Source organism: Streptomyces sp. B8-7, assembly GCF_058833805.1.
This window is the reverse complement of sequence record NZ_JBYRRL010000002.1, coordinates 142,097-162,332: the sequence shown is the minus strand read 5'-3', so window position 1 is coordinate 162,332 and position 20,236 is coordinate 142,097. Positions and strand designations below refer to the sequence as shown.

The 20,236-nt window shown below is 74.6% G+C and carries 16 protein-coding genes and 1 riboswitch; of the genes, 9 read left to right on the top strand and 7 right to left on the bottom strand.

Features of this window, described 5'->3' with window-relative positions; genetic code table 11:
- The first annotated feature begins 517 nt into the window (after positions 1-517).
- Positions 518-1,462 (top strand): shikimate dehydrogenase, encoded by a 945-nt coding sequence (locus tag AC5K6T_RS09660; RefSeq protein ID WP_493207578.1) that lies wholly within the window; start codon positions 518-520, stop codon positions 1,460-1,462.
- Here the strand turns inward: AC5K6T_RS09660 and AC5K6T_RS09655 are convergent.
- Positions 1,439-2,653: an IS701 family transposase gene (locus AC5K6T_RS09655; RefSeq protein WP_493207577.1), complete on the bottom strand. Its 1,215-nt coding sequence runs from the start codon at positions 2,651-2,653 to the stop codon at positions 1,439-1,441. The genes AC5K6T_RS09660 and AC5K6T_RS09655 overlap by 24 nt on opposite strands.
- 311 nt (positions 2,654-2,964) lie before the next feature.
- Between AC5K6T_RS09655 and AC5K6T_RS09650 the strand changes: the two genes are divergently transcribed.
- Complete coding sequence (locus AC5K6T_RS09650; RefSeq protein WP_493207576.1) at positions 2,965-3,768, top strand: ScbR family autoregulator-binding transcription factor; 804 nt, start codon at positions 2,965-2,967, stop codon at positions 3,766-3,768.
- Between the two features lie 355 nt (positions 3,769-4,123).
- Positions 4,124-4,411: a metal-sensitive transcriptional regulator gene (locus AC5K6T_RS09645; RefSeq protein ID WP_493207575.1), complete on the top strand. Its 288-nt coding sequence runs from the start codon at positions 4,124-4,126 to the stop codon at positions 4,409-4,411.
- A gap of 184 nt (positions 4,412-4,595) precedes the next feature.
- Here the strand turns inward: AC5K6T_RS09645 and AC5K6T_RS09640 are convergent, their stop codons facing one another.
- On the bottom strand, positions 4,596-5,345 hold the full coding sequence (locus AC5K6T_RS09640; protein WP_493207574.1) for a sulfite exporter TauE/SafE family protein: 750 nt from the start codon (positions 5,343-5,345) through the stop codon (positions 4,596-4,598).
- Positions 5,342-5,707: a rhodanese-like domain-containing protein gene (locus AC5K6T_RS09635; RefSeq protein ID WP_493207573.1), complete on the bottom strand. Its 366-nt coding sequence runs from the start codon at positions 5,705-5,707 to the stop codon at positions 5,342-5,344. The genes AC5K6T_RS09640 and AC5K6T_RS09635 overlap by 4 nt, the downstream gene beginning before the upstream one ends.
- Before the next feature lie 26 nt (positions 5,708-5,733).
- On the opposite strand from AC5K6T_RS09635, the gene AC5K6T_RS09630 reads away from it, so the two are divergent.
- Complete coding sequence (locus AC5K6T_RS09630) at positions 5,734-5,931, top strand: hypothetical protein (protein ID WP_493207572.1); 198 nt, start codon at positions 5,734-5,736, stop codon at positions 5,929-5,931.
- Here the strand turns inward: AC5K6T_RS09630 and AC5K6T_RS09625 are convergent.
- Complete coding sequence (locus AC5K6T_RS09625; RefSeq protein WP_493207571.1) at positions 5,921-7,294, bottom strand: MBL fold metallo-hydrolase; 1,374 nt, start codon at positions 7,292-7,294, stop codon at positions 5,921-5,923. The two genes, AC5K6T_RS09630 and AC5K6T_RS09625, sit on opposite strands and share 11 nt — an antisense overlap.
- 162 nt (positions 7,295-7,456) lie before the next feature.
- Between AC5K6T_RS09625 and AC5K6T_RS09620 the strand changes: the two genes are divergently transcribed.
- On the top strand, positions 7,457-7,855 hold the full coding sequence (locus AC5K6T_RS09620; RefSeq protein ID WP_493207570.1) for a DUF302 domain-containing protein: 399 nt from the start codon (positions 7,457-7,459) through the stop codon (positions 7,853-7,855).
- A 151-nt stretch (positions 7,856-8,006) separates the two neighbouring features.
- Here AC5K6T_RS09620 and AC5K6T_RS09615 read toward each other — a convergent pair whose 3' ends face one another.
- Complete coding sequence (locus tag AC5K6T_RS09615; RefSeq protein WP_493207569.1) at positions 8,007-8,594, bottom strand: class I SAM-dependent methyltransferase; 588 nt, start codon at positions 8,592-8,594, stop codon at positions 8,007-8,009.
- A 197-nt stretch (positions 8,595-8,791) separates the two neighbouring features.
- Positions 8,792-10,210 (bottom strand): short-chain fatty acyl-CoA regulator family protein, encoded by a 1,419-nt coding sequence (locus AC5K6T_RS09610; protein WP_493207568.1) that lies wholly within the window; start codon positions 10,208-10,210, stop codon positions 8,792-8,794.
- A gap of 383 nt (positions 10,211-10,593) precedes the next feature.
- Here AC5K6T_RS09610 and aceA point away from each other — a divergent pair, with 383 nt between their 5' ends.
- Positions 10,594-11,877: an isocitrate lyase gene (gene aceA, locus AC5K6T_RS09605; RefSeq protein WP_493207567.1), complete on the top strand. Its 1,284-nt coding sequence runs from the start codon at positions 10,594-10,596 to the stop codon at positions 11,875-11,877.
- A gap of 239 nt (positions 11,878-12,116) precedes the next feature.
- Here the strand turns inward: aceA and AC5K6T_RS09600 are convergent, their stop codons facing one another.
- Positions 12,117-13,697, bottom strand: a complete 1,581-nt coding sequence (locus AC5K6T_RS09600; protein ID WP_493206409.1) for an IS1182 family transposase — start codon at positions 13,695-13,697, stop codon at positions 12,117-12,119.
- Positions 13,698-14,141: 444 nt separating this feature from the next.
- Here AC5K6T_RS09600 and aceB point away from each other — a divergent pair, with 444 nt between their 5' ends.
- From aceB to AC5K6T_RS09585, 3 genes are all read left to right on the top strand, one after another.
- Entirely contained in the window at positions 14,142-15,734 is a 1,593-nt protein-coding gene (aceB, locus tag AC5K6T_RS09595) for a malate synthase A (RefSeq protein WP_493207566.1), read from the top strand.
- 328 nt (positions 15,735-16,062) lie between these two features.
- Positions 16,063-16,281: riboswitch (cobalamin riboswitch) on the top strand.
- 166 nt (positions 16,282-16,447) lie between these two features.
- The gene (metE, locus tag AC5K6T_RS09590; protein ID WP_493207565.1) at positions 16,448-18,766 is read left to right on the top strand and encodes a 5-methyltetrahydropteroyltriglutamate--homocysteine S-methyltransferase; all 2,319 of its coding nucleotides are present in this window, start codon (positions 16,448-16,450) and stop codon (positions 18,764-18,766) included.
- A 273-nt stretch (positions 18,767-19,039) separates the two neighbouring features.
- Complete coding sequence (locus AC5K6T_RS09585) at positions 19,040-20,233, top strand: alpha/beta hydrolase-fold protein (protein WP_493207564.1); 1,194 nt, start codon at positions 19,040-19,042, stop codon at positions 20,231-20,233.
- The last annotated feature ends 3 nt before the right edge of the window (positions 20,234-20,236 follow it).

Here is a 20,236-nt window from a genome sequence, read left to right as displayed (position 1 = left end):
GCGCCGACGGGGGGGGGAGGGGGCGGCAGGGGGCCGAGGGGTGGACGGGGCGTGCGGACGTCTCCCCGGCGGTCGTTCACGCTCTCCCGGGCCGCCGCGGCGCACGTCTGCTCCGCCGCACCCCGCCACCGGCCGGGCCGGACGCGGCGACGGCCGGGCGGGCCGGCCGGGGCGCGGGTCCGGTGGACGGCTGCCCGGCGGACGGGCGGTACGGGTCGGCGGCGTCGGCCACGGTCGCAACTCCCCTGGACTGGCTGGCATACGGGCGAGCCCGGCGGGCGGGACTCGCGTGTCCGACTGTTGCCGGGAGCCCGCGGCGGCGGCAAACGATCCGCCGCGATTTCATCACCTTGCCGTGGCGAGGGGTCCGCCTCGGGGCCGCGAAGAGGGTGTTTCGAGACATGCGGTGATCGGCCCCGGGTCTATGTCAACTCGGCGTCGGACTGCCGGGACCCGGGTTCTAGGCTGTTCCGATATCCGGAATCCGTCTCTGACGCGGAAGGAGCGTCCCCGATCCATGTATGCGGACCAGACGCCCGGGGCCCGCGCGGCGCCCGGGGGCGGCGGAGTCGTCCGTACGGCGGTCCTCGGGCCGCCGGCCGGCGACCGGCTGTCGCCCGCGCTGCATCGTGCCGCCTACGCGGCCATGGGACTGGGGGGAAGCTGCGAGGCGGTCGAGTGCGAGGAGCCGGCGCTGCCCGCACTGCTCGGATCGCTGGGCCGCGACCGGACCGGACTCTGTCTGGCCGTACCGCTGACGCGGGCCGTGCTGCCGCTGCTCGACGAGGTGTCCGACCTGGCGATGGACGTGGGCGGCGCGGACACGGTGATCCTGCGCCGCGGCCGCAGCTTCGGTGACCACACGGGCGTGCACGCCATCACGGCCGGCCTGCTCCAGGCCGGACTGCAGCGCGCCGGACCGCACCGGGCGGGGCTTCAGGCACCGGGGTCCGCGGTGGTGCTGGGCGGCGGGGCCGAGGCCTGTGCCGCGCTGGCCGCGCTGCGGGAGGTCGGGGTGCGGGAGCCGGTGGTCGTGGTCGAGGAGCGCACGTGTGCCACGGAGGTGGAGGCGGCGGCCGCCCGGCTCGGCGTGTCGGTCGAGCTGCACCACTTCGGCGCACTGCACCGGCTGCTGCGGGACGTGGCGGTGGTGGTCTCCACACTGCCCGCCGGGGCGGCCGACGCGCTCGCTCCCGCGGTCGCGCGCTCCGGCGCCGCGGTCCTGGACTCGGTGTGCTCGGCCTGGCCGACCCGGCTGGTGAAGGCGGCCGGCTTCACCGGGGGCACCGCGGTCGACGGGGTGTCCGTGCTGCTGCACCGGACGGCCCGCCAGGTCGAGCTGCTGACCGGCCGGAAGGACGTGCCGCCGGCGGCGATGCGCCGGGCCGCCCTGGCCGGACTGACCGGGCGGGCGGCCCGGGACGCCGAGCCGGCCCGCTCATGCCGACCTCTCACCTCCTGACGCCGTGAGGCGCTGCCGTCGCGCCGAGGACAGCACCAGGATGGCGTGGGCCACCGAGCACAGGGTGACGTGCCGGTGCCAGCCCGCGTAGGAGCGGCCCTCGAAGTCCCGCATGCCGACCCGGGCGCTGATCTCCGCGAAGTCCCGGCCGACCCGGCGGGTGAGCCGGCCCAGCCGCAGCAGCGCGGCCGGCGGAACGTCCAGCAGGTTGGACAGCCAGACCTCACCCGGCCGGCCCTTCTGCAGCGGCCAGCCGCCGACGAGCGTCAGGGGCCGGTCGGACAGCGGCGGAAGACCGGGCCTGCGGGCGGCCGGCATGGTCACCCGGGTGGCGCCGACCAGCCCGGACCGGGTGATCGCGTACTCCGGGTCGACCCAGCAGACCGGCTTCGCCAGCCGCTTCCCGCGCTCGGCCAGTTCCTGGGCCCGGAACAGCCGGCCCCCCGAGCCGGGGTGCGCCGGGTCGGAGCCGACCACCTGGGTGGTGCCGTCGACCCGCATGACGAACGGGATGTGCCGGCAGGTGAACTGCTCGACCAGGGCCAGCTGGTCCAGGGTGCGGGCGTCCACCACGACGGGACGGCGCCGCAGCCCCCAGGCGGCGTCGGCCAGTTCGGCCACGGTGTGCACCACCCCGGCCTCCACGCTCATCGCCGCCACGTCGTCCGGGATGCGGGCCCGGCGCCGCCGCTCCTCGTCCTCCAGCCACTCGGGGGGCAGGGTGAGACCCCAGTTGACGGGTGCGCTGACGTGTTCGGTGGCCAGCGAGACACCGTAGGCCTGCTGGCTGTTGACGACCCGGCCGAGATCGAGGCGGAACGACTCCGCCACGCCGACGGAGTGCGCCCCCGCCTTGGGGATCGCCATCGAGTCGATCACCCAGGCCTGCGGCAGCAGCACCCGGTCCAGGTGGCGGGCGAGCGTCTGCCGCACGGGCTGCCAGCCCCAGGACGAGTTGCTGATGAAGTGGTGCAGGCTCTGCTCGGCGGCGCCGCGGTCGGCCACCGCCGCCAGCGCCCGCATGGACTTGCGCCCCGGCACGGACAGCAGCCCGGAGACGTACCACTCACCCCGGGTCCGCTGGTCGCGCCGCTTGAGCGAGGCCAGCATCCGCCCGCAGAACTCCGTGACGAAGTCGTCCGCGACGTCGCCCCACGACTGCGCCAGGGCTTCTCTCTGCACGCCTTCCACGGCTCCCCCTCCTTCTCCCCCGGCCGCCCGGCAGGCGGCCTTGCTGTCGGCAGCGGTGCGGCCGGGGCCGCACGCGGACGCCGGACCGCGGACCGCCAGAGCACCGGAACACCATCCACCGAGGACCATACCGTACCGGGCAGTTGGTTTTATAGACTTCCTTCACCCGGCCTTCCGCACACTTTCGGCCGACATGCGAGACCATAAAATACCGCTTGGTTGGTTTGCTAGAGTGGAGACGAATCGATTTCCCAGGCCTCCGGCCACCACCGACCGGCGAGCCGCCACCAGGGGGACGAGGGGGAGGTGCCATGCCACGCCAGGAACGAGCCGAACGCACGCGCGAGCTGGTCGTCCGGGCCGCAGCAGCATGCTTCGACACCACGGGTTTCGCCGCGGCCAGCCTCAACGACATCGTGGAGCGGGCCGAGGTCTCCAAGGGAGCCCTGTACTTCCACTTCAGCTCGAAGGAGAAGCTCGGCGAGGCGGTCGTCGCACGGCTGGGCGCGGACTGGCGGGAGATCCTGCGGGAGGCCAGGGCACCCGGCGGTCCGGCCCTGCAGGTACTGATCGACCTCACCCACGGCCTCGCCCGCCGGATGCACCAGGACGTGGTCTTCCGGGCCGGACTGCGGCTGTGCGGCGAGCCCTGGCCGGGCGAGGACCGGCGCCGCAGCCCGTACCCGGACTGGCGGCGGGCCGTCACGCTGCTGCTGGCCCGGTCCGCCCGGCGGGGCGAGCTGCTGCCCGGCCTGGACCTGGCACAGACCGCGCAGACGCTGACGGCGACCACCGCCGGGATCGAGCTGCTCTCCCGCCAGGACCGGGACTGGCTGGCCGCACCGGTCGTCACGGGCGCCTGGGGCGCACTGCTGCCCGCCCTGGTGCCCGCCGGGCAGCTGGACCGCTTCCGCCCGTCCGGGTCGGCGGCCCCCGCACGTCCGCGGACCCGGGCCGCCGCCGACGGGAGCCACCCGGAGGCACGGCCGCCCCTGGCATCCCCGGTATCCCCGGCACCCCCGGTGCCCCTGGCGCCCTCGGTGCCCCCGGCGCCCTCGGTGCCCCCGGCGGCACCGGCACGGAGGCCGGCCGCGGCGGCGGCCCGCCCCGCATGACCTCCACGCCCGCCCGAACCGATCGGTCCGCCAAGGAGCGAACCGGGCGATCCGCCTCACTCCGGAGTGATCAATAAGAAACCGCTCGCCTTGTTTTCTATGGCGACCTCCGCACCACCACCGCCCGGCTCCGGCACACCCGCGCGCACCGCACCCCGAGAGCCGGCCCACCCGGGCTCCGCCCGCGGACTCGGACCGCCCACGGCACACCCCGGCGACCGCCCGCCGCACCCGGCCGGTACCGGGCGCGGCGGGCGGAGCGGGCCGGGTCGCCCCAGGTGTCATCCTTGGGTGTCGACGGTGCACCCCAATGGCGGAGTAGATTACCCCTGGGGGTATTTTCTGAGGAGTGGTGATGGAGCTTGATCTGGCGGGCGCCGAACTCAAGGCGGTCCTGAACCGGCTGCGCCGGGCACAGGGCCAGATCTCCGGGGTGATCCGGATGATCGAGGAGGGGCGCGACTGCGAGGAGGTCGTGACGCAGCTCGCGGCCGCGTCGCGGGCGCTGGACCGGGCCGGGTTCGCCATCATCGCCACCGGCCTCCAGCAGTGCCTGACCGGGCTGTCGGACGGCGAGTACACGGGAGAGGACCGTGAACAGATGCGCGGCCGACTGGAGAAGCTCTTCCTCTCACTGGCCTGAGCCGCGCGCACCGGCACCCGCCCGGGCCCGGCTCGCCACCGTCGCCGCCCCGCGCCCGGCCGCCCTCGCACGAGGCCACCGGGGCGGGACGGCTGCCCGGGCGGCTGCCCCGAGGCGCCTCCCGGCAGCCGTCCCCGCGCCCCCACCACCCCACGGTCACGCCCGGTCGGTCACGCCAGTTCGGTCACGCTCCGACGATCACATCGATGAGCATGAAGGCCGCGACGCCCAGCAGGACGTAGGCGAAGATCCGCTGCAGCGCGCCCCCACTGATCCTGGCGGCGAGCCGCTTGCCGTCCCAGGCCCCCAGGACGGCGGCACCGGCGAACGGGCCGATCAGCTCCCAGCGCAGGTCCCCGCCGGTGCCGGTGCGCGCGGCGAGCGCGGCGAGCGAGTTGACGGTGATGACCAGCAGGCTGGTCCCCACGGCCTGCCGCATCCGCAGTCCCAGCACACCGACCAGGGCCGGCACCGCGAGGAAACCGCCGCCGACCCCGAGGAACCCGGTCACCGCGCCGAGCCCGGCGCCCGCGCCGACGGCCTTCAGCGGCCGTACGGTGGGGGCGGTCCGGGCGCCGGAAGGCCTGAGCATCCGCAGTGCGGCGAGCCCGGCGATGACCGCGAAGGCCGTGGTGAGGAGCGCCTCGGGCAGGTGTCCGGCGACGGCCCCGGCCAGGAACGCCGGGACGATGCCCGCCGCCGCGAACAGGGTGCCCGTGCGCCAGGCGACGTTCCCGTCGCGGGCGTGGGCGGCGAGCGCGGTGAGGGAGGTGGCGCTGACGATGACGAGGCTGGCCGTGGTCGCCGCCACGGGCGAGAAGTCGAGCAGGTAGATCAGGGCCGGGACGGCGAGGACGCTGCCCCCGCCGCCCAGGGCCCCCAGAGCCAGGCCGACGACGGCCCCGGCGACCAGGGCGAGGATGACCGCGCTCACGCTATCGAGCCGCTGTTCCCGCGCTCGTCGACGACCGGGTATCCGGCGGCGGCCCACGCGTTCATGCCGCCCTTGACGTCCACCGCGTCGGCACCCCGCGCGGCCAGCAGCTTCGTCGCCTGCTGGGAACGGTGACCGCTGCGGCAGATCACCACCAGCGGCCGGCCCTCGGCCGTCCGTGGCAGCGCACCGCCCGCGGCGAGCGCGGTCAGCGGCACGTGCACGGCGCCGGGCGCGTGGCCCGCCCGCCACTCCGGCTTCTCCCGCACGTCGATCAGCACCGCCTCGGGCCGGTCGCCGCCGGTGCGGGCGCGGGCGTCCGCCACGGACAGCCGCGCTTCACTTCTACGGAAGAGGAACATCGTCGAGGTGACCCTTCTGCTTCCTGATGGACTTGCTGGTGAACTTGCTGATGGACTTGCTGGTGAAGTTCCTGGTGAAGTTCCCGGTGTACTTCCCGGTCCGCCTGCCGGTCCGCCGTGGGGCGGGCCTGCCGGTGCGGTTCCCCGGGCCCGGTTCCGGGCCCGGGTTCCGGCAGCCGGCCCGGCCCGCGTGCCGCACGGACCGGCTGCCGGTCAGGCGGTGACGACGGGCAGCCCCGCGTCGGCGGCGGACTCGAACGCGTCGTCGACGGCGACCACGTCCCGTCCCGCCGCGTCCAGCAACGAGGCGGCGATGCCCGCCCGCGTCCCACCGGCGCAGTGCACCCACACCGTGCCCTCGGGCACCTCGGCGCTCCTGCGGTGCAGCTGGTGGATCGGGATGTGCACCGATCCCTCGATGAGACCGGCCGCGCGCTCGGAGTCCCGGCGCACGTCCAGCAGCACGATCCCGTCCCGGTCCGGCCCGGCGAGCGCGGCGAGCCCGGCGAAGGTGGAGCGCGGGAAGGACGCGGGCCGCTCGCCCTCGCGCAGCCAGCGGCCGGGCCCGCCGGTGGCGGCCGCCGCCGGGCGGTCGATGCCGACCCGGACCAGCTCCCGCTGGGCGTCGGCGAGCTGCCCGGCGGACTCCGCGAGCAGGGTGACCGGTTTGCCCCAGGGGATCAGCCAGGCCAGGTAGGTGGCGAGCCGGCCGTCCGCCTCGAAGTTGAAGGAACCCGCCACATGGCCCTCGGCGAAGGCCACGCGGTGACGCAGGTCGACCACCCATTCCCCCGCCGCGAGCCGCGCGGCGATCTCGTCCGGGCCGGCGAGCGCCGGCGGGGTCAGGTCGACCGGGGCGGGGCCGGCCGCGTTGACGGGGCCCATGTGCGCGTAGTAGGCGGGTATGTCGTCCAGGCCGGCCAACAGCTCGGCGACGAAGGTGTCCACGTCCGCGATGAGGGCCGGGTTGACGGCCTTCTCCTTGCCGATCGTCGTCGCGTCGCCGTCCGCCTGCGCCGAGGAGCAGAAGCTGCCGAAGCCGTGGGTGGGGAGCACCGCGGTCTCGTCCGGCAGGGCGTCGGCGAGCCGGTGCGCCGAGGCGTGCTGGGCGCGGGCCAGTTCCCCGGTCAGCCGTGGCTCGACCAGGTCCGGCCGACCCACGGTGCCGATCAGCAGCGAGCCGCCGGTGAACGCGGCCACCGGGGCGCCCGCCTCGCTCAGCACGTAGGCGGTGTGGTGGGGCGTGTGTCCCGGTGTGGCGACCGCGGTCAGGGCCAGCTCCGCGCCGGCGTCGACATCGACGGTGTCGCCGTCGACGACCGGGGTGCGGGCGTACGACACGCGCGCCCCGGCCGGCACCAGGTAGGCGGCGCCGGTGATCCGCGCCAGCTCCAGGCCGCCGGTGACGTAGTCGTTGTGCACATGGGTCTCGGCCACGTGGGAGATCCGCACCCCGCGGCGCGCCGCGGCCGCCAGCACCTGGTCGATGTCGCGGGGCGGGTCCACCGCCACCGCGGTCCGCTCGCCCCCGGCCAGGTAGCTGCGGTTGCCGAGCCCTTCCAGCGCGATGGTGTCGACGAAGAACACGCCGCTGCTCCCTTCGTACGTGAATTACCCCCCGGGGTATGCCCTCCACCCTAGCACCTTTACCCCCGGGGGTATATTCGACGGTAGCGGGCCGCCTCCTGCGGCGGGCGCCCGGCAGGCTCGCCGACGGCGAGGGAACCGAGAGAGGCCAGGTGGGAAACCGTGTCGTACGACCGCACCGTGAGACTGAACGGCGCCTTCGGGGAGATCGCGGACGCCGTCCGCCGCGCCCTGGCGGAGCAGGGCTTCGGTGTACTGACCGAGATCGACATGCAGGCGACGCTCCGGGCGAAGCTCGGCCACGCCATGGAGCCGTACCTGATTCTCGGCGCGTGCAATCCGCCACTGGCCCGGCAGGCCCTTCAGGCCGACCCCTCCGTCGGGCTGCTGCTGCCCTGCAACGTCGTGGTGCGCGCGGACGGCGACGAGGTCGTCGTCCAGGCGATCGACCCCGGCACCATGGTCGCGCTCACCGGGCGCGCGGCGATGGCCCCGGTCGCCGAGGAGGCGACCCGCCGCCTCGACGCCGTCCTCGCGTCCCTGCGCCGACACGTCGGATGACCTCCGCCCCACCGCTCCGGCCGGGTACCCCGACGGCAACCGTGCCTGCCCGTCGGGGTACCCGGCCGGAGCGGACGTCACCCGCCGGACGGTGGCCGGGCCGCCCGGCGCCGCCGGCGCCCCGGTGCCCGGCCGTGGGGTGCGGTGCCGGTCAGAGGCGGACGGCGCGGACCACCGTGTCCAGGGCCACGGCGTCCCCGACCGGGCGGCGGGCCACCTCGGCGAGTTCGACGGCGGCGCACGGCTCCCAGGCCGCCCGCACCTGGCCGGCGTCGGACAGCACGCGCGCGTCCTGCGGGCCGCCGTGACCGTGCTCCAGGTTGCTGACGTCGTGCCCCACCAGCAGCAGGGTGCCGCCCGGCCGGGCGGCCCGGCAGGCACGGGCGAGCACCTCGTCCATCTCCGGCCGGGGCAGCTGGAGGTAGGAGATCAGGACCAGGTCGTAGGCCTCCGCCTCGGGGGTGTGCCGGGTGACGTCGGCGACCAGCGCGTGCACCGCACCCGGGTGGGCCCGCGCCGCCTCCTCGATCCTGGCGACCGCCACCGGCGAGAAGTCGAGCGCGTCCACCTGCCAGCCCCGGCTCGCCAGCCAGACCGCGTTGCGGCCCTCCCCCGCCGCCAGGTCGAGCGCCCGCCCGGGGCGGAGCCCGGCGGTCTCGCGGGCCACCCAGCGGTTCGGCTCCACCGACCACACCCGCTCCGCACCGCGGTAGCGCTCGTCCCAGTCCTCCGCGTCCATGCCGTGCTCCTCCGTCGCGCCCGTCCGGTCCGTCCCGTGCGACCCGCCCGTGCCGCGTGTCCTGCCCGTCCGGCGTGTCCTGCCCGCCGTACGCGTCCGCCCTGTCGGTCCAGGGCGGTCCAGGGCGTCCTTCCCTTCCGTCGATCCGCCTACCCGCCGTCCCCCGGGACGTCACCGCCCTGGCCGGGGTGCCCGCCTCAGGCCGGTTCGGACGGCCCGCCGCGCTGGACCGGGTAGGGCACGAAGGTGCTGTGGTTGTGGTCGATGAGCAGGGTCCGGCCGAGCGGGGGTGCGGCCCGCTGGGAGCAGTCGAGGCGCTCGCAGACGCGGCAGCCCATGCCGATGGGCGTGGCGGCCGCGGCGTTGTCGAGGTCGAGGCCGTCGGAGTAGACCAGCCGGTGCGCGTGGCGGATCTCGCAGCCGAGGCCGATCGCGTAGGTCCGGCCGGGCTCGCCCCAGCCGCCGCGGTGCCGGGTGACCGAGCGGGCGGTCCACAGGTAGCGCTGGCCGTCGGGCATGGCGGCGATCTGCACATGGATGCGGCCCGGTACGGCGAACGCCTCGTAGACGTTCCACAGCGGGCAGGTGCCGCCCGCGCGGGAGAAGTGGAATCCGGTGGCCGACTGCCGTTTGGAGAGGTTGCCCGCGCGGTCGACGCGGACGAAGGAGAAGGGCACCCCGCGCAGCCGCGGGCGCTGCAGCGTGCTCAGCCGGTGGCACACGGTCTCGTAGCCGAGGCCGTAGCGGTCGGTGAGCCGTTCGATGTCGTAGCGGGTCTCCTCGGCCGCGGCGTGGAAGGCCGTGTACGGCAGGATCAGCGCGGCGGCGAAGTAGTTGGCGATGCCGATACGGGTCAGGCCGTGGGCGGGCGAGCCCGCGGGGAAGTCCTCGGAGGCCAGGCGGTCGAGTTCGTCGCCGTACTCCAGCAGGGCGAGCTGGGTCGCCATGCGGAAGGCCCGGCGCCCCGGCCGCAGCCGGGTGGACAGGTGGAGGGTGCGGGTGGGCGCCTCGTAGTGGTGCAGCCGGTCCCCGGTCTCCGCGGCGAGGTGGACTCCGTGGGCGCCGGCCAGCCGGGTGGTGAGGGCGCCGATCACCTCGCCGGGCCGGACCCCGATCTCCGCGGCGAGCCGCTCGGCGGTCAGATCGGTGTCGTGGAGGTAGTTCTGCCGCCGGTAGAAGAAGTCCCGCACCTCCTCGTGCGGCGAGGACGCCGCCGGCCGGGGCCCCTCCCGGCCGTCCACGGCGCCGACCAGGCGCTCGGACAGGTCCTGGTTGCGGCGGCCCAGGTCCAGCAACACACGGGCCACCGCGGGCATCCGGGAGGCGAGGTCGGCCAGGTCGGCGGCGGTGACCCGGGCCTCGTCGATCTCCCCGGCCAGGGCCTCGCGCAGGTCGGCGACCAGCCGGCTGGTGTCGCGCTCCGAGAAGAAGCCGGGATCGACACCGAAGGTCTCCGTCAGCCGCAGCAGCACCGGCACGGTGAGCGGCCGGGAGTCGTGCTCCATCTGGTTGAGGTAGCTCGGGGAGATGCCGAGCACCCGGGCGAGCTCGGCCTGGCTCATCCGGCGGTCCTCGCGCAGTCGCCGCAGCCGCGCGCCCGCGTACGTCTTGCTCACCGCACACACTCCCTCGTGCCAGGAACCCGGGTGCGGTCAGCGTAAGGGCCCCGACGCGGTCTGCACCCTTCGCAACCTTGGCAAAACACAGTGAGAAGATTCGCAGAACTTGGCATGCATCCACAGTTGATGACACTCAGTGCCAGTGCCACAGTCTTAGTGCGGCCCGCCGGAACCGGCGCGGACATCGCTCGCCATCGGGCGCGATTCAAGCCCTGACGTCGGAGATCCCGGCGGCGGCGGAGTTCCCTTCCGGCAACATTGCTCACGTTCGTCCACCATGGATGACGGCGGGCCGCATTCATCAATGACACGCAGTGCCACCCAGGGCCGCGAGGCCTCGGATTTGGCAGACGCAACATCCCGAGGAGACGGTGACAGTCATGGCACAGGCGAGGACGCAGGCGGCCGAGGAACTCGCGCGGCGCTGGGCCACCGACCCGCGGTGGCAGGGCATCGAGCGGACCTACAGCGCCGAGGACGTGGTCCGGCTCTCCGGCAGCGTCCGCGAGGAGCACACCCTGGCCCGGCGCGGCGCCGAACGGCTGTGGCGCCAGCTGCACGAGCTCGACTACGTCCACGCCCTCGGAGCCCTGACCGGCGGTCAGGCCGTCCAGCAGGTCAAGGCCGGTCTCCAGGCCATCTACCTGTCCGGCTGGCAGGTCGCCGCCGACGCCAACCAGGCCGGGCACACCTACCCGGACCAGAGCCTGTACCCGGCCAACTCGGTGCCGCAGGTAGTGCGCCGCATCAACAACGCGCTGCTGCGCGCCGACCAGATCGCGACCGCCGAGGACGCGGGCGACACCACCGACTGGCTCGCCCCGATCGTGGCCGACGCCGAGGCCGGCTTCGGCGGCCCGCTGAACGCGTTCGAGCTGACCAAGGGCATGATCGCGGCGGGTGCGGCCGGCATCCACTACGAGGACCAGCTGGCGTCCGAGAAGAAGTGCGGCCACCTCGGCGGCAAGGTCCTCGTGCCGACCTCGCAGCACATCCGCACCCTGAACGCGGCCCGCCTCGCCGCCGACATCGCGGACACGCCCACCCTCGTCATCGCCCGCACCGACGCGCTGGCCGCCAACCTGCTCACCAGCGACGTCGACGAGCGCGACGCCGAGTTCGTGACCGGCGAGCGCACCGCCGAGGGCTTCTACCGGGTCCGCAACGGGATGGCGCCGGTGATCGCCCGCGGTCTGGCGTACGCCCCGTACGCCGACCTGATCTGGGTGGAGACCGGTACGCCGGACCTGGCCCAGGCCCGTGAGTTCGCCGAGGCCGTCCACGCGCAGTACCCGGACCAGATGCTGGCCTACAACTGCTCGCCGTCCTTCAACTGGAAGGCGGCGCTCGACGACGACCAGATCGCCAAGTTCCAGCGCGAGCTGGGCGCCATGGGCTACAAGTTCCAGTTCATCACGCTGGCCGGCTTCCACTCCCTGAACCACGGCATGTTCGACCTGGCCCGCGGCTACGCCGAGCACGGCATGACCGCCTACGTCGACCTGCAGGAGCGGGAGTTCGCCGCGCAGGCGCAGGGGTTCACCGCGGTCAAGCACCAGCGCGAGGTCGGTACGGGGTACTTCGACCTGGTGTCGACCGCCGTCAACCCGGCCTCCTCCACGACGGCGCTGGCCGGCTCCACGGAGGAGGAGCAGTTCCACTAGGGCGTGTTTCGAAAGTCCCGCCTGCCTGGCGGCGTCTGGCACGCACGCTCGCCGCGTTGTCGGGCTCGCCCCGATACAACCAGTATCGGGGCGACCCTCCGCCTTGCGATCGCACGCACCAGACGCCGCCAGGCCTGCCCTTCGGGCAGACGACGCTACTTTCGAAACACGCCCTAGAAGATCACTGAAAATCTTGCTGTGAGGGTGGTTCCGCCGGTGGCGGGGCCGCCCTCCGTGCTTCATGGTGTGGCCGGGGTCAGGGTCCACGTGCCGTCGTTGGCGGGTTCGAGGCCGAGGTTGATGAGTCGGCGGAGGTTGAGGGCGGCGGCTCGGTTGCGGAGCCAGGTGTCGTTCTTGAGGGTGCCGAGGTAGCGGAGTCTGCGGTTGCCTTTGGCGGTCAGCCAGGCGATGCCGCGTTCGACGGGTGGCCGCCAGCGGCGGTAGGTGTCCTTCCAGACGGGGTCGGCGGCCTGGGCACGGGCGTCGGCCAGGCGCCGGTGCTGGGGGTGGACCCGCAGGACGCGGCCGGTCTTGGAGGTGGTGCAGCGTTCGCGCAGCGGGCATCCGGTGCACAGCGTCTTGAACTGGGCCTGACGGAACCCTCCCTTCAGGGGCTTGCCGAGCGGGAGGGTGTGCCCTGCCGGGCAGGTGACCTGGCTGGTCTCGGTGTCGATGTGGAAGTCGTCGCTGGTGAAGCCGCCGGGGACCGCCATCCGGAGCGGCGGCGGTTTGAGGATCGCGTCGTGGCCGGCCTGTTCGAGGTGTTCGCGCAGGCCGGCGGTGCCGTAGGCGGAATCGCCGAGCACTTCGACCGGTTCGGTCTCGTCTGCCAGGAGGTCCTCGGCGACTCTCGCCTCGTGGTTGGCGGGCCCGCTGCCGGGGGCCAGGGCGACCTCGGTGAACAGGCCGGTCTCCGGCTCCACGGCAGCGTGGCCCTTGAAGCCCTCCTGGTGGCGGGTGCGGTTCTTGTGGATGTGTCTGGCCTCGGGGTCCACGGTGGAGACCACCCGGTCAGGGGCGGTGCCGCGGGTGATGCGCCAGCGGCCGTCGCGGCCGTCGGAGTCCTCGGCGGGCTCGACATCCTGGCCGGCGACCAGTGCCAGCAGGCCGACCGCGTTCGCCGCCCGCTCGCCCAGCTCCTGCTCAGGCAGACGGCCCAGCAGGTTGAGCGCGTCGCTCACCAGCGCGTCGACCAGCTCGGCGCGGGCCTGCTCATCGTCCCAGGCGATCCTCGGCTTGCCCGCATCGGCGTAGTCGTGCGCGGCTAAGTACGTGGCGGCGACCTGGCCGGCGCCGGGCACCTCGCGGATCACCCGGCGGATGGCCGAGATCAGCTGGGTGACCGTGTCCTGGGTGGCCACCGCGTCGTCGAACACCGTGGAGTCCAGCGCGCGGCGCCGCTTCCCGCGCAGGATGCCGGTGGCGGCCACGACCTCCTTGACCCGGGTGAAGATCCGCCCCGGGTCCGCCGAGCGCTGCAGACGGCGCCGGAAGTAGGTCAGCAGCGAGGGGTCGAACGCGGTGTCGTACAGGCCCAGCCCGCATGCCGCCTTCCACCGCAGGTCGCACCGCAGCTCCAGCACAGTCTCCACGTCCGAGGTCCCGAACAGGCTCTGCAGCACCACCGCCGCCGCCAGCACCTGCGGCGGCAACGACGGCCGGCCGTTGGCCGAGGGGTACATGTCCGCGAACATCTCCGGCGGCAGCAACCGCTCGCGGTGCTCGGCCAGGAACGCGAACACACTCCCCGCCGGGATCAGCTCCCGGCAGGTCTCCCATACATCCGGCCCGACCGGCTCCCCGGCCCATTCCCCCTGCACACACAACAGTCTGGCCCCGCGTCAGCACACGCGGGGCCAGAACCGAAGATTTTCAGTGATCTTCTAGGCGCTCCGCCGAGGGGTGTGGTGGGTGTCGTCGGCCGGCCTCGGCACCGGCCTCGGCACCGTCGCGGCTGAGCGCGCAGTTCCCCGCGCCCCTTGCAGAGCGTCCGCGGCGGGCGCCGCCCCCGCCGCGGCGGACGGGCTGCGCCCGGTGACCGTCCTCGGCACCGTCGCGGCCGACCGCGCAGTTCCCCGCGCCCCTTGCAGGGCGCCGGGGGCCGGACGGCACCTTGTGCGAGGTGCCGCACCCGGCCCGGTGACCGGCCGCGACACCGTCGCGGCCGGTCACGCGGTTCCCCGCGCCCCTCGCGGGGCCGCGGCGGGACGGAGGACGGGCGACCGTCTCCGCCCGCCCATCGCTCCCTTCCCTCAGGAGACCCGATGACCACCCTCGCCCCGCCCCACCACATCCGTGTCCTCGCCGCTCCGGGCCACCGGCACGACGAGATCCTCACCCGCGAGGCCCTCGACTTCGTCGGCCGGCTGGCCGCCGCGTTCGGGGAGCGCCGCGACGGACTGCTGAAGGAGCGCCGCCGGCAGGCGCTGCGGCTGGCGGCGGGATCGCCGCTCGGCTTTCCCATGGTCACCGGCGCCGTCCGGGCCGACAGCAGCTGGCAGATCGCCCCGCCCGCGCCCGGCCTGTCCGACCGGCGCGTGGAGATCACCGGCCCGCCGGACCGCAGGACGGCCGTCGAGGCGCTCAACTCCGGCGCCTCGGTGTGGATGGCGGACTTCGAGGACGCGACCGCCCCGCTGTGGGACAACGTCGTCGGCGGTCAGCTGACCCTCCTCGACGCGGTCGAACGCCGTCTCGCCTTCACCGGCCCCGACGGCGAGGAGCACCGCCTCGGCGAGCAGGTCGCCACCGTCATGGTCCGCCCCCGCGGCTGGCACCTCGACGAGGAGCACCTGGAGCTGGACGGCCGGCCCGTGCCCGCCTCGCTCGTCGACTTCGGCCTGTACTTCTTCCACTGCGCGCAGCGGCAGATCGATGCCGGACGCGGCCCGTACTTCTACCTCCCCAAGCTGGAGAACCGCTACGAGGCCCGCCTGTGGAACGACGTGTTCCTGCTCGCGCAGGAACTGCTCGGCATCCCCCGCGGCACGGTCCGGGCCACCGTGCTCATCGAGACCATCACCGCGGCGTTCGAGATGGAGGAGATCCTCCACGAGCTGCGCGAGCACAGCGCCGGCCTCAACGCCGGCCGCTGGGACTACCTGTTCAGCCTGATCAAGACCTTCGGCCACCGCACCGACTTCCTGCTGCCCGACCGGGCCAAGGTGACGATGACCGCCCCCTTCATGCGGGCGTACACCGAACTGCTGGTGCGCACCTGCCACAAGCGCGGGGCGCACGCCATCGGGGCCATGGCCGCCCAGGTGCCCGGCCGGGACGCGGCCGCCGACGAGGCGCTGCTCGCCGCGGTCCGCCTGGACAAGGAGCGGGAGGCCGAGGACGGCTACGACGGCTCCTGGGTCGCCGACCCTGCCCTGGTCCCGGTCTGCCGCGAGGTGTTCGACGGGGTCCTCGGCCGTCACCCGCACCAGCTCGACCGCACCCGTGACGACGTCGAGGTCACCCCGGCCGACCTGCTGTCCGTGCGCCGGGTCAGCGGCCCGCCGACCCCGGAGGGTGTGCGCACCAACATCGCCGTCGCACTGCGCTACTTCGCCGCCTGGCTGCACGGGCAGGGCGCGGTCGTCCTCGACGGCCTGATGGAGGACGCGGCCACCGCCGAGATCGCCCGCGTGCAGATCTGGCAGTGGCTGCGGCACCGGGTGACCGACCGCGAGACGGTGCTGCGGCTCCTCGACGACGAACTCGCCGCGCTCACCGCCGAGCACCCCTACGCCCCCGCCGCCGAGGTCAGGGACCTGTTCGAGCGGACGGCGCTGGCCGGGGAACTGCCCCTGTTCTTCACGCCGGACGCCTACGCCCGCCACCTGGTCCGGCGGACCGGGTCCACGGGGTGACCGCAGCGATCCACCGCGGCGGCGCGGCCGGCGGCCGGCGGAGGGGCGCGGGCGCCACCGCATCCCTCCACCGCGGGTCCGGCGAGCCGCCGCACGCGCCCGCGCCGCCGCCCCGGCGGACGGCGCATGCAGGACCCCCCGGCCGCACCGGGCGCGGGGTCCACCACGACGACCGGGTCCCAGGGTGAGGACCCGGCCGGACGCGGGCTGAGGGGCCCGCCACACCGCCGGGGTGAGGGTCCCGGCGGGGTGACACAGGGAACGGGCGGGAAGCGCACCCACGCGCTTCCCGCCCCTCGTCGTGCTCTCGGCCCCGCCGCACTGCCGTAGGCTGCTCGCAGCAGCTGGTTCGCCCCGTCCGCCAGGCGGGAGCGTCGCAAGAGGGAACCCGGTGGGAATCCGGGACTGCCCCGCAGCGGTGAGCGGGAACGACCGCCGTCATGAGCACTGGGTCCGGAAGGGCCCGGGAAGCGACGGCCAGTAGGTGCCCTGACGACGTCAGGGCGGGCCCGCGAGTCCGAAGACCTGCCAACTGCCCGCGTGCGAACCACTCGTGCGCGGACATCCCGGTGACCTCGAGGGCGGGTCGGCGTACACACCAGGCGGACGACCGTGCCCCGCCGCGCGGAGCCGGGTCCGCCCGGTTCGTCGTCCCTTCGCGCTCTCGTCCCGTCTCCGGGATCTCAGGGATTCATCTCGCGAAGGAGATCTCCGTGACAGCGAAGTCCGCAGCCGCGGCAGCACGGGCCACCGTGCACGGCTACCCCCGTCAGGGACGGAACCGGGAACTGAAGAAGGCCGTCGAGGGCTACTGGAAGGGCCGCGTCACCGCCGACGCGCTCCGCGCCACCGCCGCCGAACTGCGCCGGGCCACCTGGCGGCAGCTCGACGAGGCGGGCCTGGACGAGGTGCCGACCGGCGACTTCTCGTTCTACGACCACGTCCTCGACACCACCGTCATGGTCGGCGCCGTCCCCGAGCGGCACCGTGCCGCCGTCGAGGCCGACGCCCTCGACGGCTACTTCGCCATGGCGCGCGGCACCCAGGAGGTGGCGCCCCTGGAGATGACCAAGTGGTTCGACACCAACTACCACTACCTGGTTCCGGAGCTGGGCCCGGACACGGTGTTCGCCGCCGACTCCGGCAAGCAGGTCGCCGAGCTGACGGAGGCCCTTGCGCTGGGCCTCTCCGCCCGCCCGGTGCTCGTCGGCCCGGTCACCTACCTCCTGCTCGCCAAGCCCGCCCCCGGCGCCCCCGCGGACTTCGACCCGCTGACCCTGCTGGACCGGCTGCTGCCCGTCTACGCCGAGGTGCTCGCCGATCTGCGCGCCGCAGGCGCCGAGTGGGTGCAGCTCGACGAACCCGCCCTGGTCCAGGACCGCACCCCTGCCGAACTGGCCGCGGCCGGGCGGGCCTACCGCACCCTGGGCACCCTCACCGACCGGCCGAAGCTGCTGGCCGCCTCGTACTTCGACCGGCTGGGCGACGCGCTGTCGGTGCTCGCCGGGGCGCCGGTGGACGGTCTCGCGCTGGACTTCACCGGGGCCGCCGCCGCCAACCTCGACGCGCTCGCCGCCGTCGGCGGGCTGCCCGGCAGGCGTCTGGTCGCCGGAGTGGTCGACGGCCGCAACGTCTGGGTCAACGACCTCGCGGGGTCCCTCGCCACGCTGGGCACCCTGCTGGGTCTGGCCGGCCGGGTCGACGTCGCCGCCTCCTGCTCCCTGCTGCACGTGCCGCTCGACACGGCGGCCGAGCGGGACGTCGCACCGCAGATCCTGCGCTGGCTGGCCTTCGCCCGGCAGAAGACCGCCGAGATCGTCACCCTGGCCCGGGGCCTCGCCCGGGGCACCGGCGCCATCGCCGCCGAACTGGCCGCCAACCGCGCCGACCTGGCCTCCCGGGCGGACTCCCCCGTGACACACGACCCGGCCGTACGCGCCCGGGCCGCCGCCGTCACGGAGGCCGACTCCCGCCGCCCGCAGCCGTACGGCGAGCGGGCCGCCGCGCAGCGCGCCCGCCTCGGCCTGCCCCTGCTGCCGACCACCACCATCGGCTCGTTCCCGCAGACCGGCGAACTGCGCACCGCCCGCGCCGACCTGCGCTCCGGCCGCATCGACAGCGCCGGCTACGAGGAGCGGATCAGGGCGGAGATCCGGGAGGTGATCTCCTTCCAGGAGCGGACCGGCCTGGACGTCCTGGTGCACGGCGAGCCCGAACGCGACGACATGGTCCAGTACTTCGCGGAGCGGCTGACGGGATACCTCGCCACACGGCACGGCTGGGTCCAGTCCTACGGCACCCGCTACGTGCGTCCGCCGATCCTGGCCGGCGACGTCTCCCGCCCCGGGCCGATGACGGTGCGCTGGACCGCCTACGCCCAGTCCCTGACCGGCCGTCCGGTCAAGGGCATGCTCACCGGGCCCGTCACCATGCTCGCCTGGTCCTTCGTCCGGGACGACCAGCCGCTCGGCGACACCGCCCGGCAGGTCGCGCTCGCCCTGCGCGACGAGGTGGGCGACCTGGAGGCCGCCGGCACGTCCGTCATCCAGGTGGACGAGCCCGCGCTGCGCGAGACGCTGCCGCTGCGCGGCGCCGACCGCCCCGGCTATCTGGCCTGGGCCACCGAGGCGTTCCGGCTCACCACCTCCGGGGTGCGGCCCGGCACGCAGATCCACACGCACATGTGCTACGCCGAGTTCGGTGACATCGTGCAGGCCATCGACGACCTCGACGCCGACGTGATCAGCCTGGAGGCCGCCCGCTCCCGCATGCAGGTGGCCCGGGAGCTGGCCGCGCACGGCTGTCCGCGTGAGGCGGGCCCCGGCGTGTACGACATCCACTCGCCGCGCGTGCCGGACGCCGGGGAGATCGCCGGCCTGCTGCGCACCGCGCTGAAGGCCCTCCCCGCCGAACGGCTCTGGGTCAACCCGGACTGCGGTCTGAAGACCCGCGCCTGGCCCGAGACGCGGGCCTCGCTGGAGAGCCTGGTCGCCGCGGCCCGCACCGTCCGCGGGGAACTCCCCGCGTCCTGACCCCGGTCCGTGACGCGCCGGGGCCGGGGCGGCTTCGCCCCGGCCCCCTCCGGGTACCGTCCGGCGCCGCCGCCCCGGCGGGCGCGGCGTCAGGCGGTACCCGGTACCGCCCGCCGGCCCGGACCGTCGTACGCGAGGACCGGGAAGCGGCCCTCGTCCTCGTCGGACGGGTCGGTGTTCGTTGCGGACGACTCCCGCCTGCCGTTTGATTAGGTTAGCCTCGCCTCATCGAAGAGGCGGGCTTTCCCGATCCGTTGCGACAAGGAGACGTTCATGCGGGGCCATGCGGCCGAACCGGCGGACGTGTTCGCCGGGTTCGGGCTGTCCGGCGTTCCGGGCACCGACGCGTTCTGGGCGGCGGCCCGGTCACCGGTCCCGGTGGCCTCCGACGGCCACGTCGCCGGCGGCGGCGGCGACACCGGCGGCGGCGGCGACACCGACAGCGACGGCAACAGCAACAGCAACAGCAACAGCAACAGCAACAGCAACAGCTGGACGACGCTGTTCCTGTGGCGCGGGCAGTCCCCCGCGCGGGTCGGTTTCGAGAGCTGGTCGGAGCCGGTGCCGCTGCGCCGCTGGGGGGACACCGACTGCTGGTACGCGACGGTGTCCATGCCCGCCCGGCTCCGGGTGACCTACCGGTTTCTCGTGGACGGGGCGGCGTACGCCGATCCGCTCAACCCCGTCGGCGCGGGCGGCGACCGCTCCGTCGCCGCCACCCCCGACGCCCCGGAGCAGCCGGACTGGCCCGCGGTGGCCCCCGACGAGGTGCTGCCCCTGCCGCGGACCCGTATCCGGTGGGCGGGCGGCGGGCTCGGCCGGCGCACCGTGCGCGTCCATCCGGCGGGCGGCGGCGGTCCTGTGGTCCTGCTGCTCGACGGCGACGACTGGCTGTATCTGCACCCGGCGATGTCCGCGTTCGACTCCGCCGTCGCCGCCGGCCGGATGCCGCCGGTCACCCTGGTGTTCCTGCCGGCGAAGGACCGGGCGGCGGAGTTCGCCTGCCGGCCCGGGCTGTGGGAGGCGGTCCGCGGCGAACTGCTGCCGCTGGTCGCGGAGTGCGGCGTGCCCGCCGACCCCGGCCGGCTCGTGGTCGCCGGGCAGAGCCTGGGCGGGCTGAGCGCCCTGTACGCGGCCCTGGAGTTCCCCGGGCTGGTGTCCCGCGTGGCCTGCCAGTCGCCGTCGCTGTGGTGGACCGCGGACGCGGCGGACCGGCCGGACCCCCTGGCCGGCCCGGTCGGCGGGGCGGTCGCCGCCCGGCTGCGTGAGCGCCCCGCCCCGCCCGGCCTGCGGATCGCCTTCGACGTGGGCGAGCACGAGAGGCGGATGCTGCCCCACTGCGCGCTGGCGGAGGAGCTGTTTCGGCGGTCCGGGGCCCGGGTGCGGGTGTCGCGGTCCCCGTCCGGCCACGACCGGGCGGGCTGGCGGCACGCCCTGCTCCGGGACGTGGCCTGGGCGCTGGGGTGACGC